Raw genomic sequence first — 15,867 nt, 5'->3', positions numbered from 1 at the left:
CGGCGCTATTCTCTGGCTTGCCAGCCGAAACTTGGATAAAATTAACCCCTAATAGGTATCAGGGGTGAGCATGACTCATTTTTTCTGTCGATGGCTGACGCACGCATTGGGGGGCTCCCGCAAACCGGACGTGGTTTGTCACGAGGCACGCCCGCCCTGGGCCATCGAAGAGTCCCAGTACCTCTCCCTCTGCACCCGCTGCGGTGAATGCTTCAAGGCCTGTCCCAACGGCCTGCTCAAACCGGCAAGCCAGCCCGAATACGAGGGGACCGCCATCGCCGGCACCCCAGTGCTGGATCTCGCCTGCGGCCAGTGCAGCTACTGCGGCAGCTGCGCCAGGGCCTGCCCGACCGGCGCCCTCGACCTGCAGTGGGGGCGACAGGTGCAGACCCGGGTGCAGATAGAGGCGAGCTGTCAGGCCAAGCAGGGCTTCTACTGCCTGCTGTGTGAAGATGCCTGCCCCCAGCAGGCGATCAAGGCCACCGCCGACGGCGTCAGCGTCAACATGGCGGCGTGCGATGGCTGCGGTGCCTGCGGCCTCGCCTGCTTCCATGGCGCCATCACCCTGATCCCCCAGCTCTGACCCGGGCCGCCACCCTAGTCTCAAATACCAGAAAGCAAAAAGGGGCCCGTGGGCCCCTTTGTCATGTCCGGCGCGGCGTTTATGCCATGGCCAGGATGGAATCCTGTTCGATGCCGAGCAGGTGGCAGAGCCGGGTCGGATCGCGCACCGCATCGGCCAGGGTGTATTCCCCCAGCACCTCGAGGAAGGCGTTCATGGCGCGGCGCAGTATGCCCTGGATGCGGCAGCCACCGGAGAGACGACAGTTCTCGCGCTTGCAATCCACCGGGCAGAGCACGTGTTCCATGTCCATCACCACATCGCGCAGGTTGATGGAGACGGCGGAGCGGCCGAGGCGGATGCCGCCATGCTTGCCACGCACCGTCTCTATGTACCCCTTGATGCCGAGTTGGTGCACTATCTTGACCACGTGGTTGCGGGAGATGGCAAAGGTATCGGCCACCTCAGTGATGGTCGACAGGCGATCTCCCGGCTGAACCGCCAAAAAAGTCAGGGTACGCAGGGCATAGTCGGTAAATCGTGTCAGTTGCATGGTCGCACTTGCCTCTTACTACAAGCCAGAAATCAGGACGACAACCTAAAGCTAAGAGGCGGGGCCGCGCTTGCGCTTGCACGGAGTACGCATCTTAATCTGAGTCGTGGAGTGACAAGGTTAAGAGCAGCTCAGGCGGGTGTCGATGAAGATGCACATAAATCGACACTTTCTTTGATTGATCGCAAACTTGCAGGCTTAGTCCAAGGTTTGGGGTGTTTTTGGCGGCTAAATTCGCCTGTCTTCCCCAAATACCCGAGTGGATTCACCTGCACCATACGAAACCGTTTTTCAGGATTCAGTGAGGCTGCCTGAGCCAGTTTTTCAAGGCGCTGGAGGGAATCGAGCTCTCGGAGGCGACCGCGAAGGCGCCCCAATCCACCGCGCACTGCAGGGCATCCTGGATCGCCATGCCGCGGGCCAGCCCGTGAATGAGGCCGCCGGCGAAGGCATCCCCCGCCCCCGTGGTGTCCACCACGGACACGGGCCGCGCCGCCACCCGGATCTGCTCCTCGCCATGAATGGCCACGGCTCCCGCCTTGCCTTCGGTCAATACCAGCCACTCCAGCTGCTCTCCCGCCAGCTGGCGGGCATGCTGCCAGGGGTCGCTCACCTCGCCGAGATCGGAGCGGGAGGCCACCAGCACGTGGCAGGGGCGGCGCGCCTGCCCCCCCTTGGGATACTGGGCCACCACGAAGCTCTTGCCGAGCATCTGGCGCATGTAGCCGATGATGGCGGTGCCGGGATAGTTTACGTAGAGGCAGTCCACCCCCTCCAGCGGCAAGTCGCCGGGCAGATCGGGGCGCCTCGGCCGTCTGAGGATGGTGCGCTCGCCGGTGGAGTCCACCAGGATCAACAGCTCGCCTGTCTCGCCGCCGAACCGCTCCACGTGGGAGCAGTCCAGCCCATAGCTCGCCGCCTGCTCCAGCAGCCAGTCGCCCGCCTCATCCAGCCCGATGCGGGAGGCTATTGTCACCTCGTGGCCGGCCCACACCAGCCCTATGCCGGTGTTGGCGGCGCCGCCCCCCAGCCGGCGGCCCTGATCCACGTATTGCAGGCGGGCTCCGGCCACCAGGGGTTCGGAGAGGGAGAGCACATGATCACAGTTGAGATTGGCGAGCAGCAGAATACGGGACATGAAGAGACCTCACTGACAAGAGATCCCAGTATATGAGAAAGGGCCCTGACGGCCCTCCCTGAAATCGCGGGGTTTGTGAGCCCGCTCGACGTTTGCCGGCCAGCTTCACGCTGCTGCGTCAACCCAGCACGGACTCGGCGCTGACGTACTCGTAGCCGAGCGCCTGGGCCACCGCCGCCTGGGTGATCTTGCCCTTGAACACGTTGAGACCGGCCCGCAGGTGCTTGTCATCCCTAAGCGCCTGGGCGTAGCCCTTGTCGGCCAGCGCCAGCACGAACGGCAGGGTGGCATTGGTCAGGGCGAAGGTGGAGGTACGCGCCACGCCGCCCGGCATGTTGGCCACGCAGTAGTGGATGATGCCGTCCACCACATAGGTGGGTTCCTCGTGGGTGGTCGGGTGGGAGGTCTCGAAACAGCCGCCCTGATCGATGGCCACGTCCACCAGCACCGAGCCCTTGCGCATCAGCTTGAGCATGTCGCGGGTCAGCAGCCTGGGTGCCGCCGCCCCCGGGATCAGCACGGCGCCGATCACCAGATCCGCCTGGGCGATGCAGGCCTCGATATTGGTGCGAGTGGAGTAAAGCGTCTTGAGGGCCGGGCCATAGAGGCTGTCCAGCTCCCGCAGCCGCGGCAGGGAACGATCCAGAATGGTGACATCGGCTCCCAGTCCCAGCGCCATGCGCGCCGAGTTGACGCCAACCACGCCGCCCCCCAGCACCACCACCTTGGCGGGCGCCACCGCGGGTACGCCACCGAGCAGGGTGCCATTGCCCCCCTGCGCCTTCTCCAGGCTGTGGGCCCCGGCCTGGATCGCCATCCGCCCCGCCACCTCGGACATGGGCGCCAGCAGCGGCAGACCGCCGCGCTCGTCAGTCACAGTCTCGTAGGCGATGGCCACAGCCCCTGAGTGCACCAGCAGCTGGGTCTGCACCGGATCCGGCGCCAGGTGCAGATAGGTGAACAACAGCTGATCCGGGCGCAGCAGTTCACACTCCTCCGGCTGGGGCTCCTTCACCTTCACTATCATCTCGGCCCGGGCGAAGATCTCCGCCGCGCTGGCCACCAGCTCGGCCCCGGCCGCCTGGTACTCGGCATCGGACAGTCCGATCGCCTCGCCTCCCTGCTGTTGCACCAGGACCTTGTGTCCCCGGGCCGCCAGCTCCTGCACTCCGGCGGGAGTCATGCCGACCCGGTATTCATGGTTTTTGATTTCCTTGGGTACGCCAATAATCATGCTCGCTCTCCTGCTGTGATCCCGCCGGTCGCTCCTTCGCCACCGGGCAGTATGCCCAAAAATTGCAACAGCCACTGCATCATGGTGGCCGAGTCCACCTCTCCCTCCAGCGAGGAGAGGCTGCGCTGATAGCGATCGTCGGACAGAAAGTCCCGCCGCCGCTCGATCAGCGCCCGGTTGTACTCCACCGAAAACTCCGGATGTCCCTGAATGGCGACTATGTGATCCCCCTGCAAGAACATGAAGTTGGGACAAAAATCGTTGCCCGCCAGCCGGATCGCGCCCGGCGGCAGCTGCTCGACCTGATCCTGGTGACTGGCCAGGATCCGGATGGTGTCCAGCCCGGGCTGCATCCAGGCTCCGGTCGCCAGCATGGGATGAACAGAGACGCCGAGCCCCCAGCCCTTGGTGGATTTCACTACCTCGCCCCCCAGCGCCTGGGCGATCACCTGATGGCCGAAGCAGACCCCGGCCAGCTTGACGTCGGCATCGTGGGCCTGGCGGATCCAGCCTCGCAGCGCCTGGATCCAGGGCAGATCGCTGTAGGCATCGTGGCGCGAACCCGTGATGAGCCAGGCGTCACACCCGTGCAGGTCGTCCGGCAGCTCGCCATCGAGCGCCGACCAGACCCGAAACTCCAGCTCGGGGGCCAGGGCCCGAAAGCCCTTGATAAACATCTCGGAGTAAACGGGGCCGAAATCACCCGCCAAATCGGGGTCCAGCCGGTCACAATCGAGAATTCCCAGTCGCATCTGTAACTCCTTTACAGAGATTGCCCCCGCAGAGCTATGGCCTGCGGGGGCAACAAGTTAGGCCATGGCAGCGTGCCTGCGCGTCACTTCATGGTCGGCATGGAGAACTCGGCGCCGGCGCGCAGGCTCTGTGGCCAGCGCGCCGTCACCGTCTTCATCCGGGTGTAGAAGCGCACCCCATCCGGCCCGTGCATGTTGAGCGGCCCGAAGATGGACCGCTTCCAGCCACCGAAGCTGTGAAACGCCATGGGCACCGGGATGGGAACGTTCACCCCTACCATACCGACCTGAACCCTGGCGGTGAAGTCCCGCGCCGTATCGCCGTCGCAAGTAAAGATGGCGGTGCCGTTGCCGTACTCGTGTTCGTTGATGAGCCTGAGCGCCGTCTCGTAATCCGGGGCCCGCACTATGGCCAGCACGGGGCCGAAGATCTCCTCCCGGTAGATGCGCATTTCGGGGCTCACCCGGTCGAACAGGCTGCCACCGATAAAGTAACCTTCCCCGTGACTCACGCCGCGACCATCGACCCGCAACTGGGCCCCCTCGGCCACCCCCTGATCCACGTAAGCGCGCACCTTGGCCAGATGTTCGCGACTGATCAGGGGCCCCATCTCGTTCTCCGGGCTCTGACCCAGACCCGGCCCGACCCTGAGTTGCGCCACCAGTGGCGAAAGCTTGGCTACCAGCGCATCGGCTGTCTCATCCCCCACCACCACGGCCACCGAGATCGCCATGCAGCGCTCACCGGCGGCGCCATAGGCCGCCCCCATCAGGGCGGAAATTGCCTGATCGAGATCCGCATCCGGCATCACCAGCATGTGGTTCTTGGCCCCGCCCAGCGCCTGCACCCGCTTGCCGTGGGCCGAGGCGGTGGCATAGATGTACTGGGCTATGGGGGTGGAGCCGACAAACGACACGGCGCCGACCCGCGGGTCGGTCAGCAGCACGTCCACCACCTCCTTGTCGCCGTTGACCACGTTGAGTACACCGTCCGGCAGGCCGGCCTGCTTGAGCAGCTCGGCCATGCGCAGGGAGAGGGACGGATCCTTCTCGGACGGCTTGAGAATGAAGGTGTTGCCGCAGGCGATGGCCACCGGGAACATCCAGAGCGGCACCATGGCCGGGAAGTTGAACGGCGTGATGCCGGCGCACACCCCCACCGGCTGCATCATGGAGTGGCTGTCCACCCCGCGGCCCACGTTGAGGGAGTGCTCCCCCTTGAGCAGGTGGGGGATGCCGCAGGCAAACTCCACCACCTCCAGCCCGCGGGTCAGCTCCCCCTGGGCGTCGGAGAAGACCTTGCCGTGCTCGCGGCTGATGAGCCGGGCCAGATCATCCCTGTGCTGCTCCATCAGCTCCTTGAAGCGAAATAGCACCCTGGCCCGCACCAGCGGCGGGGTCTGCGACCAGTCGGCGAAGGCGCGCTCCGCCACGGCAATGGCCTCGCCGCATTCGGCGGCCGTGCTGAGCACCACCTGGCCCTGCTGCTGGCCGGTGGCCGGGTTGAAGATGGCACCGAAGCGCTCGCTGCGACTCTCTGTCGTCTCGCCGTTGATAAAGTTGCTGACCCTGTATGTCATAAATCCTCCGTGATGGTTAATCCGTCTCTCCCTGCGCCGTCTCGCGCGAGCCGGGCACAGGGAGATGGCGCCCGAATCCGGGGCGCCATGCAATGCAAGGTGAAAAGGGGCTACGCCTGTGTCTGCAACACGTCCTGCAGCAGGGTGAAGAGATCGTCTATCTGGCTGCGCTCCATGATGAGGGGCGGCGACAGGGCTATGATGTCGCCGGTGACCCGGATCAGGGCCCCCTTCTCGAAGCAGCGCACGAACACCTCGTAGGCACGCTTGCCCGGCGCATCCGGCAGGGATTCGAGCTCTATGCCCGCCACCAGTCCGTAGTTGCGCACGTCCTTCACATGCTTGCAGCCCTTGAGGGAATGGGCCGCCTCCTCCCAGTAGCCCGCCAGATCGGCGGCGCGGGTCAGCAGGTTCTCGTTGCGATAGATCTCGAGGGTCGCCAGCGCGGCGGCGGCGGCCACAGGGTGACCCGAGTAGGTGTAGCCGTGGAACAGCTCGATGGCGCCCTTGCCGGCGGCCATCATGTCGTCATAGATGCCGTTGCTCACCAGCACGGCCCCCATGGGGATGGCGCCGTTGGTGAGCCCCTTGGCACAGGTGATCATGTCGGGCATGACATCGAACTCCTGGGCGGCGAAGGGGGAACCGAGGCGACCGAAGCCGGTGATCACCTCGTCGAAGATCAGCAGAATGCCGTGTTTGGTACAGATCTCCCTCAGCCGCTTGAGATAGCCCTTGGGCGGCATGATGACACCCGTACTGCCGGCTATGGGTTCGACAATGACGGCCGCTATGTTGCTGGCATCGTGCAGGAAGACGATCTTCTCCAGCTCGTCGGCCAGGGTCAGATCTTCATCGGGCAGCCCCCTGGTGAAGGCATGCTTGGCGATGTTGAGGGTGTGGGGCAGATGATCCACCCCGGTCAGCAGGGAGCCGAACCACTTGCGGTTGCCAGGAATCCCCCCCACTGAGATGCCGCCGAAACCAACCCCGTGATAGCCGCGCTCGCGACCAATCAGCCGGGTGCGGGTGCCCTGGCCCCGCGCCCGCTGCCAGGCCAGCGCAATCTTGAGCGCCGTGTCCACGGCTTCCGAGCCCGAGTTGGTATAGAAGACATGGCCCAGCCCCTTGGGGGCTATCTCCACCAGCCGGTTGGCCAGCTCGAACGGCAGGGGGTGCCCCATCTGGAACGTCGGCGCAAAGTCGAGGTGGGAAATCTGCTGGGAGACCGCCTCTGCTATCTCGCGGCGACCATGGCCCGCGTTGCAACACCAGAGCCCGGCTGTGCCATCCAGTATCTTGCGGCCATCCTCTGAGTGATAATACATCCCCTCTGCCGACTTCAGGATGCGCGGCGCCGCCTTGAATTGCTGGTTGGCGGTAAACGGCATCCAGAAGGCGGACATGTCGGAGGGCGTATTGATGTCGCTGATCGGTTTCATGGTCACCTCATCCTTAAGGTGTTTAGTAACTATCGGCTTATGCCTATTAAATTAAACACCTGAATTCCTAAAAAGGGGCTCATTATCGCCCCATCTGGTGCCACCCCTAGCTGATACATGAGCAGGGTGGTATAAGATATTTAACACAATTTTAATAATAGTAAACAGTCAAGGAGTGTCTATTGATGGATATAGGTCACCGCCTCAAGGCGGTTCGCACCAAGGCGGCCCTCTCCCAGCGCGAGCTGGCGAAACGCTCCGGTGTGACCAACGGTTTTATCTCCCAGATCGAGAAAAATCAGGTGAGCCCCTCGGTCTCCTCACTGCGCAAGGTGCTGGAAGGTATCCCCATGTCCCTGGCCAGCTTCTTCACCGAAGAGACAGAGATGGGAACCGAGGTGATCTTCCGCGCCAGCGACATGCCGGATCTCGGCACCCATCCCATCAGCTACCGGCTGGTTGGCCACAGCCGCGCCAACCGTGCCATCGGCATGATGCAGGAGATACTGCCGCCGGGTGCCGACACGGGTGACGACATGCTGAGCCACGAGGGAGAAGAGTGCGGCATCATCATCCGGGGCACGGTCGAGGTGACAGTCGGCGAGCAGATCCACCAGCTGGCGGCGGGTGATGGCTACTACTTCGACAGCCGTACCCCGCACCGTTTTCGCAACGTGGGCGAGCAGGAGTGCGTGCTGATCTCCGCCAACACCCCGGCCAGTTTCTAAGGCCATTCAACGGCGTTCACGCCGATCGCTGGCGCCTTGCCCCGGCCGGTTTCTCGCTCATGGCGAGTGACAAGGATGGCCGCCATTGCCGGGGATAAAGGGACAAGTGTTTAATGAATTGTTACAGAATGGATTTACAAGCGGCAAGATGTTTAGCATATTGATACGCGGAGACCAATTCTTTGCCGGTTCAAGGAGTGAACATGAGTGACCTGACCCTGGCCCAGTGGCAACACAAGGCCGCCCATCTGACCCTGCCCTCGCAAGCCTTCATCGACGGCAGCTACCGGGACGCCATCAATGGCGCCACCTTCGACTGCATCAACCCGGCCAATGGCCAGCTGCTGACCAAGGTCGCCGCCTGCGATGCCGCCGATGCCGAGCTGGCGGTGCAAGCCGCCCGCGCCGCCTTCAGTGACAAACGCTGGAGCGGGCTGGCCCCGAAACAGCGCAAGCTGATCATGCAACGCTTCGCCGAGCTGATGCGCCTCAACAAGGTGGAGCTGGCGCTGCTGGAGTCGCTGGACATGGGCAAGCCCATCGGCGATGCCATGGGATATGACGCCCCCGCCGCCGCCAACTGCATCGCCTGGAACGCCGAGGCCATCGACAAGATCTACGATCAGGTCGCCCCGGTGGAAGAGTCCGCGCTGGCGCTGGTGACCCGCGAGGCGCTCGGGGTGGTCGCCGCCATAGTGCCCTGGAACTTCCCGCTGGTGATGGCCTGCTGGAAGCTGGGCCCGGCGCTGGCCACCGGCAACTCCGTCATCCTCAAGCCCTCCGAGAAATCCCCCCTCACCGCCCTGCGCATCGCCGGGATCGCGAAAGAGGCGGGCATTCCGGATGGGGTATTCAACGTGCTGCCGGGCTTTGGCCACACGGTGGGCGAGGCACTGGCCATGCACATGGACGTGGATTGCATCACCTTCACCGGCTCCACCCGGATCGGCAAACATCTGGTGGAGTGCTCCGGCAAGTCGAATCTCAAGCGCGCCTTTATGGAGTGTGGCGGCAAGAGCCCCAACATCATACTGGCGGACGCGCCGGATCTGGACGCCGCCGCCAAGAGTGCCGCCGGCGCCATCTTCTACAACCAGGGCGAGGTGTGTACCGCTGCCTCCCGCCTGCTGGTGCAAAACAGCATCAAGCCGCAGTTCATGGAACGGCTGCTGGCCCATGCCCGCGAGTGGATCTCCGCCAACCCGCTCGATCCCGCCACCCGCATCGGCGCCATGGTCGATAGCGTCCAGATGGAGCAGGTGCTGCGCTATATCGAGATTGGCAAACAGGAAGGGGCCAAGCTGCTGCTGGGGGGCAAGCGCACCCACATCGAGAGCGGCGGCTTCTATGTCGAGCCCACGATTTTTGACGAGGTGACGCCCGAGATGCGCATCTTCCGCGAGGAGATCTTCGGCCCAGTGCTGGCGGTAACCGGCTTCGACACGCTCGAAGAAGCCATAGCGCTCGGCAACGACACCGACTACGGTCTGGCCGCGGCGCTCTGGACGGCGGATCTGAACAAGGCGATCAAGGGCTCCCGCGCCCTGCGCGCCGGAACCGTGTTCGTCAACAACTGGGATGGCGGCGACATGACGATGCCGTTCGGCGGTTTCAAGCAGTCCGGCAACGGCCGCGACAAGTCGCTGCACGCCCTGGAGAAGTACACCGAGCTGAAAAGCACCTGGATCCAGCTCGAATAGCATCAGAAATGACGCTCATCTAGCGAATTGGGGGAGAAATCCCCCTTTTTCATTTTTACCCTTTCATCGCCCGCCTCAATCGATATAATCATCAAATAGACAAGCCCTTAAATATAAAGATAAAAATGTTATTTTTTCTGGGAAGTGTAGTGTTTCTGGTGATAGGACTGCCGCTGCTGTTCTACATGCTGGGGCAAGGTGAGGCCTATGTGACCTGGGGTCCGTGGATCTCTGCCATCGCACTCATGCTGTGGTTGCTGCTGGACGTCGAGAAGATCCGTCGCGGCGGGGGCCGCTGAGCAGAGCAAACCGCCGTTAAAATCCGCTGATCACCATTTATTCACTTCTTTCCCTCCAAAAGGATCGCTACACTGATTTTTTGCGATGTTTTCCAGCATCCAACTCTCCAGTGAAGGTTATCCACATGCAGCAACAAGCTCAGCGTCAGGGCATCATCTATGCCTTGTGCGCCTATACCCTTTGGGGTCTAGCCCCCATCTACTTCAAGACCATCTCGGCCGTACCGGCCGCCGAAATCCTGACCCACCGCATGATCTGGTCCTGCGTCCTGCTGCTGGTGCTGACCCTGATCGGCCGTCAGTGGCACAAGGTGCAGGCGGTGTTGCGCCAGCCAAAAGTGCTGCTCACCCTGGCCTTCACCTCCATCACGGTCGGCGGCAACTGGCTGCTGTTCATCTGGGCCATCAACAACGGTCACATGCTGGATGCCAGCCTCGGCTACTACATCAATCCGCTGTTCAACGTGCTGCTCGGCATGCTGTTCCTGAGCGAGCAGCTGCGCCGCCTGCAGTGGTGGGCGGTGGGACTGGCGGTGATCGGGGTCGCCGTCCAGCTCATCGCCTTCGGCTCCCTGCCCTGGATAGCCCTGGTGCTGGCCTCCAGCTTTGCCATCTACGGCCTGATCCGCAAGAAGCTGGCCCTCGATGCCCTCACGGGCCTGCTGATCGAGACCATGATCATGCTGCCGCCAGCGGCCATCTACCTGTGGGGATTCGCCGACAGTCCCACCAGCCATCTCACTGAAAATAACTGGCACCTCAACCTGCTGCTGATCGCCGCCGGTGCCGTCACCACTGCGCCCCTGCTCTGCTTCACCGCCGCCGCCACCCGGCTCAAGCTCTCCACCCTGGGTTTCTTCCAGTACATAGGCCCCAGCCTGATGTTCATACTGGCGGTCACCCTCTACGGGGAAGAGCTGGCGCTGGACAAGCTGATCACCTTCGGCTGCATCTGGAGTGCGCTTGTGCTGTTCAGCCTGGACGGGCTGCGCAGCGGCAAGCGGCGCCGGGCTGCCAGTCAGGATTGACGGCATGGCGCGTCGGCACTGCAATAATCTACAAGCCAATATTCGGGTTTCAGGTTATCAATAGTCGATGAGCGCTCCCCAATCCCGCATCCATTACTGGCAATCCCGGCTGCTGCCGGGGGTTGAACTCTCCCACTCCCACCACAGGGAGTTCAGCTATGGCCGCCACGTTCACCTGGACTATCACATAGGTCTGGTGCAGCAGGGCGGCCAGAAATTCATCCACAAGGGCAGCAGCCACAATCTGGTGCGCGGCGAGCTCTCCACCGTCAACCCGGACGAGATGCACGACGGCCTCAGCCTGCTGCCGGAAGGGTACGAGGTGCGGGTGTTCGCCATCGCCCCCGAGCAGCTGGCGCGCTGGCTGCCGGACAGCCCCGAGCCCTTCTTCGACAAGGGCTTGCAGAGCCGCCCCGACCTCTATCAGGGCTTCGCCCGGCTGCACATGTATCTGGACACCCCCCAGGCGGACGGCCTGCTGGCGGAGAGCCAGCTGCTGGGTCTGCTCGGCGAGCTGCTGCACATAGCGCCGGAGCGCCACGCCCTGGCGGATCCCCAGCTCAGATACCTGCGCGACTATCTGCTGGCCCGGCTGGATGAGCGCCACAGCCTGGAAGATCTGGCCGCCCTGTTCGGGCTGGATCGCTTCGCCTTCCTGCGCCAGTTCAAGAAGAAGACCGGCATGACCCCCTACGCCTGGCTCAAGCGGCTGCGACTGGAGCAGGGCAAGCGCCTGCTCGGCAGCGGCCTGCCGGTGAGCGAGGTGGCGCTGGCGGTCGGCTTCTTCGATCAGAGCCACTTCCACCACGGTTTCCGGCAGGCCTTCGGGCTGACCCCCGCCGATTACCGCCAGCAGATGCAGTCTTTTACCAGCCCGGCTAGCCAGGGGCCATGACACGCCAGCCCGGCCGATGACCATCAACAGCTGCAATCTTTTACAATCGCCTCCCCGCCCTGATCCCCCATGCTGTCACCTCATACCGTCATCGAGGTTTTGTCATGTTCACCAGCCTGTTTCTGACCATAGGTCTCATCCATCTGATCGCCCTGGCGAGCCCGGGGCCGGACTTCGCGCTGATCCTGCGTACCAGCCTGCACAGGCCCACGGCACTGGGGGCTGCGCTCGGCATAGCACTGGCCATCTTGCTGCACGCCACCCTCAGCCTGACCGGCATCAGCCTGCTGATCGCCGAACATCCCTGGCTCTTCATGGCGGTGAAGGTGGTCGGCGCCCTCTATCTGGGCTGGCTCGGCTGGGGGGCGCTCAAGGCCGCCTGGCGCAGCTCGGCAACACTGGCACTCAAGGCTGGCGGTGAGCAGCAAGGCTGGCGCAAGGGGATATGGAGCGGGCTTGCCACCAATCTGCTCAATCCCAAGGCGCTGCTGTTCTTCATGGGACTGCTGGCGGCCATGGTGACGCCGCAGGTGGACGGCCTGACGCGCGGCCTGCTGGTGCTGGAGCTGTTCCTGCTCTCTCTGGTCTGGTTCGGCGTACTGGCCTGGAGCCTCTCCACCCCGCGGGCCCAACGCCTGCTTGGCCGGATCCAGCGCCCGCTCAATCTGGTCACGGGTCTGCTGTTCGGCGCCGTCAGCCTCTCCATCCTGACCGGCATGGCCGGCGAGGCCTATGCCCTGGTCCCGCACTGATCTCCTCCCGACCCCATGAAAAAGAGGGATGGCCTGAGCCATCCCTCTTTGCGTTCACACGGATAAAGGCCCGCATGACAGTCTGGTTTACACCGGGCACCACTGACGCTGGTGCCTGATGGCCAGGCTTATCCCGTCAGAACCACTGACCGTGGCGCTTGATGTAGATGGTCTTGATCGCCTGGGTCAGCCCCATGTAGGCCAGCATGGTGATCACCAGCCACATGAAGTACTTGGGCGCTTCCAATGTGATGAAGCCGAAGTGCTCCGCCAGCGGCGAGAACGGCAGGTAGCAGCCGATGGCGATGGCGATGGAGGTCGACAACAGCACCGGCAGGGTGGCCGTACTCTGCAGGAAGGGGATCTTGCGGGTTCGCAGCATGTGCACCACCAGGGTCTGGGAGACCAGCCCCTCGATGAACCAGCCCGAGTTCATGATGGCCTGACCGTTGACCAGGGGATCCATGCTGCCGTTGGCGGTGGCATACATGGCGCCGGCTCCGAACACGAACCACATCAGGCAGAAGGTGCTGATGTCGAACACCGAGGAGGTCGGGCCCAGCCAGAGCATGAAGCGCTTGATGTTGCTGGCCTCCCACTTGCGCGGACGCTTGAGGAACTCGGGATCCATCTTGTCCCAGGGCAGCAGCATCTGGGAGACGTCATACACCAGGTTCTGGATCAGCATCTGCATCGCCAGCATGGGCGCCCAGGGCAGCCAGGCGGAGGCGACCAGTACGGAGAAGACGTTGCCAAAGTTGGAGCTGGCGGTCATGTTGAGGTACTTGAGGATGTTGCCGAAGGTCTCGCGTCCCTTGACCACCCCCTCTTCCAGCACCATCAGGCTCTTCTCCAGCAGGATGATGTCGGCCGTCTCCTTGGCGATGTCCGCACCGCTGTCCACCGAGATCCCCACGTCCGCATCCCGCAACGCCGGGGCGTCGTTGATGCCGTCACCGAGGAAACCGACCGTGTTGCCGTTGGCCTGCAACGCCTTCACCACCCGCGACTTCTGCAGCGGGGTGAGCTTGGCGAAGATGGTGGTGTGCTTGACGACTGTGCACAGGGCCACGTCGTCCATCACCTCTATGTCCTTGCCGAGCAGGGGCACCCCCGGGTTCAGCCCCACATCGCGACACACCTTGCTGGTGATGATGGGGTTGTCGCCGGTCAGCACCTTGACCGCCACGCCGTAGTCGTTCAGCGCACGTATGGCCGGAGCGGCCGAATCCTTGGGCGGATCGAAGAAGGTGAGGAAACCGCGCACCACCAGCTTGACCTCGTCACTGGTGCGGTAGCTCTGCTTGCACTCGGCAGCCGGGATATCGCGGGTCGCCACTATCAGCACCCGATAACCGTCGGCGTTGTACTCCTCGCTGCGGCGCAGCAGGGCACGGCGCTCAATCTCATCCAGCTCGCGGATCTGCTTGCCGTCGTCGATGTGGCTGGAGACAGAGAGCATCTCCTCGACCGCCCCCTTGGAGACCATCAGCTGCTGGCCACTCTCATCCTGCACTATCACCGACAGGCGGCGGCGCACGAAGTCGAACGGCAGCTCATCCACCTTGCTGTAGCCAGCCGGCTTGCAGCCCGCTCCCAGCGCATCGGCGTGCTCGATCACGGCTATGTCCATCAGGTTCTTCATGCCGCTCTGGTGATGGCTGTTGAGCCAGGCCAGCTGCAGTATCCTGTCGTCCCGGCTGCCGCGCACGTCGTAGTGGTGCTCCAGGATGATCTTGTCCTGGGTCAGAGTGCCTGTCTTGTCGGTGCAGAGCACGTCCATGGCGCCAAAGTTCTGCACCGAGTTGAGCCGCTTGACCACCACCTTGCGCTTGGCCATGGCCACGGCGCCCCGCGCCAGGTTGGCGGAGACTATCATGGGCAGCATCTCCGGGGTCAGCCCCACCGCCACCGCCAGCGCGAAGGTCAGCGCCGACATCCAGTCACCGCTGCTGACGCCGCTCAGCATGAAGACCACGGGCACCATCACCAGCATGAAGCGGATCAGCAGCCTGGTGACGCTGTTCACGCCGCGATCGAAGCTGGTTTCGATGCGCTTGTGGCTCACCACGTTGCGGGCCAGCGAACCGAAGTAGGTGTCACTGCCGGTCGCCACCACCACCGCCTTGGCGGTGCCGCTGACCACGTTGGTGCCCATGAAGCAGATGTTGGGCAGGTCGAGCAGGCCCACCTCCCCCGTGCTGCTGCCGTCCGCCGACTTCTCGGCCACGGCCCCCAGGGTGTCGTATTTCTCCACCGGCAGGGCCTCGCCGGTCAGCACCGCCTGACTGATGAAGAGATCGCGGGATTCGATCAGCTTGATGTCGGCCGGGATCATGTCCCCCGCCTGCAGGTGCACTATGTCACCGGCCACCAGCTCGACCATCGCCACCTCCTTGCGCAGGGAGGGGGCTCCCGGCGAAGGGCGGCGCTGCACGGTAGCGGTGTTGCGCACCAGTGACTTGAGGGTTTCGGCCGCCTTGGCCGAGCGGTACTCCTGCCAGAAGCGGAGCAGGCCGCTCAGGCTGACCATGACGCCGAGGATGATCACCTTGACCCAATCCTCGTCACCCGGCTCGGCCATCAGCACGTCCATCACGTAGCTGACCAGTCCGAGCACGATCAGCACCATCACGAAGGGGTTCTTGAACGCCTGCATCAGCTGGATCAGCGGATGGGGCGGCTTGTCGTGGGTCACCTCGTTGGGGCCGAACTGGACCAGACGGTTGGCCGCCTCGGTCGAGGTCAGGCCGTCGATATTGCCGCGCACGGCTGTGAGGGTGTACTCGAGAGACTTGTCGGCCTCGTCGAGCACCCGGGAGGAGAGCTTCTCATTGGCACGGCCCGGGGACACGAATCCCTGCTGCTTGTGCCGGCTGGCGGTATGTTGTTGCTTCATAACTCTTTATCCTGATTTTCGCTTGCAGCAAGGCCCTGTCGCGGGCCAGGCCAGGCGTCAGTACTGATGTGAGACAGGCAATGGGCCCCCGGCTGGCGCAGGCGCGGCATGGCGCCGCCCGCAGGACATGCCGCCAGACGGCGTGTCTGTCGGGCAAGCTTGCCAGCAGGTAGGGGCTATCAGGGATCAGGACTCCGCATCCTGTTACCCGCAGGGGGATCAGGCGTGGGGAGGCGTGGACCCCGAGGGTCGAGGCTTGGGCTCTTCGGTCATGGGATATCCTCCGAGTGGGGTGGAGAGAGTCG

General features: G+C 63.5%; 14 protein-coding genes. 7 read left to right on the top strand and 7 right to left on the bottom strand.

Annotation, left to right across the window (positions count from 1 at the left end):
- Positions 1–70 precede the first annotated feature (70 nt).
- On the top strand, positions 71–583 hold the full coding sequence (locus tag AACQ95_RS02350; protein ID WP_098981048.1) for a ferredoxin-type protein NapF: 513 nt from the start codon (positions 71–73) through the stop codon (positions 581–583).
- Positions 584–662: 79 nt separating this feature from the next.
- Here AACQ95_RS02350 and AACQ95_RS02345 read toward each other — a convergent pair whose 3' ends face one another.
- The 6 genes from AACQ95_RS02345 to AACQ95_RS02320 form a co-directional block, all read right to left on the bottom strand.
- Positions 663–1,115, bottom strand: a complete 453-nt coding sequence (locus tag AACQ95_RS02345; RefSeq protein ID WP_011704258.1) for an Rrf2 family transcriptional regulator — start codon at positions 1,113–1,115, stop codon at positions 663–665.
- A 298-nt stretch (positions 1,116–1,413) separates the two neighbouring features.
- Positions 1,414–2,253 (bottom strand): PfkB family carbohydrate kinase, encoded by an 840-nt coding sequence (locus tag AACQ95_RS02340; protein ID WP_043136515.1) that lies wholly within the window; start codon positions 2,251–2,253, stop codon positions 1,414–1,416.
- 118 nt (positions 2,254–2,371) lie between these two features.
- The gene (gene ald / locus AACQ95_RS02335) at positions 2,372–3,487 is read right to left on the bottom strand and encodes an alanine dehydrogenase (protein ID WP_042866877.1); all 1,116 of its coding nucleotides are present in this window, start codon (positions 3,485–3,487) and stop codon (positions 2,372–2,374) included.
- Positions 3,484–4,239 (bottom strand): glutamine amidotransferase-related protein, encoded by a 756-nt coding sequence (locus tag AACQ95_RS02330; protein ID WP_043136522.1) that lies wholly within the window; start codon positions 4,237–4,239, stop codon positions 3,484–3,486. The genes ald and AACQ95_RS02330 overlap by 4 nt, the downstream gene beginning before the upstream one ends.
- A gap of 83 nt (positions 4,240–4,322) precedes the next feature.
- Positions 4,323–5,819, bottom strand: coding sequence for a CoA-acylating methylmalonate-semialdehyde dehydrogenase (locus AACQ95_RS02325; RefSeq protein WP_103472671.1), 1,497 nt, complete (start codon positions 5,817–5,819; stop codon positions 4,323–4,325).
- 110 nt (positions 5,820–5,929) lie between these two features.
- Positions 5,930–7,261, bottom strand: a complete 1,332-nt coding sequence (locus tag AACQ95_RS02320; RefSeq protein WP_098981051.1) for an aspartate aminotransferase family protein — start codon at positions 7,259–7,261, stop codon at positions 5,930–5,932.
- A gap of 185 nt (positions 7,262–7,446) precedes the next feature.
- Here AACQ95_RS02320 and AACQ95_RS02315 point away from each other — a divergent pair, with 185 nt between their 5' ends.
- From AACQ95_RS02315 to AACQ95_RS02290, 6 genes are all read left to right on the top strand, one after another.
- The gene (locus AACQ95_RS02315) at positions 7,447–7,989 is read left to right on the top strand and encodes a cupin domain-containing protein (protein WP_043136526.1); all 543 of its coding nucleotides are present in this window, start codon (positions 7,447–7,449) and stop codon (positions 7,987–7,989) included.
- 203 nt (positions 7,990–8,192) lie between these two features.
- Positions 8,193–9,689 carry an aldehyde dehydrogenase gene (locus AACQ95_RS02310; RefSeq protein ID WP_043554592.1) on the top strand — a complete coding sequence of 499 codons (1,497 nt, stop codon included), beginning with the start codon at positions 8,193–8,195 and terminating at the stop codon, positions 9,687–9,689.
- Between the two features lie 149 nt (positions 9,690–9,838).
- Complete coding sequence (locus tag AACQ95_RS02305) at positions 9,839–9,988, top strand: hypothetical protein (RefSeq protein WP_165576249.1); 150 nt, start codon at positions 9,839–9,841, stop codon at positions 9,986–9,988.
- A 125-nt stretch (positions 9,989–10,113) separates the two neighbouring features.
- Positions 10,114–11,016, top strand: a complete 903-nt coding sequence (gene rarD, locus AACQ95_RS02300) for an EamA family transporter RarD (protein WP_103472668.1) — start codon at positions 10,114–10,116, stop codon at positions 11,014–11,016.
- A gap of 67 nt (positions 11,017–11,083) precedes the next feature.
- On the top strand, positions 11,084–11,911 hold the full coding sequence (locus tag AACQ95_RS02295; RefSeq protein WP_241280487.1) for an AraC family transcriptional regulator: 828 nt from the start codon (positions 11,084–11,086) through the stop codon (positions 11,909–11,911).
- A gap of 104 nt (positions 11,912–12,015) precedes the next feature.
- Positions 12,016–12,663 (top strand): LysE family translocator, encoded by a 648-nt coding sequence (locus tag AACQ95_RS02290; RefSeq protein ID WP_241280486.1) that lies wholly within the window; start codon positions 12,016–12,018, stop codon positions 12,661–12,663.
- Positions 12,664–12,799: 136 nt separating this feature from the next.
- Here the strand turns inward: AACQ95_RS02290 and mgtA are convergent, their stop codons facing one another.
- Positions 12,800–15,562 carry a magnesium-translocating P-type ATPase gene (gene mgtA, locus AACQ95_RS02285; protein ID WP_098981053.1) on the bottom strand — a complete coding sequence of 921 codons (2,763 nt, stop codon included), beginning with the start codon at positions 15,560–15,562 and terminating at the stop codon, positions 12,800–12,802.
- Between the last annotated feature and the right edge of the window lie 305 nt (positions 15,563–15,867).

This window comes from Aeromonas sp. MR19 (genome assembly GCF_963899305.1).
Lineage (GTDB): Bacteria > Pseudomonadota > Gammaproteobacteria > Enterobacterales > Aeromonadaceae > Aeromonas > Aeromonas bestiarum.
Note: the sequence above shows the minus strand (reverse complement) of the source record. Positions and strands in the feature narration are given on the sequence as shown.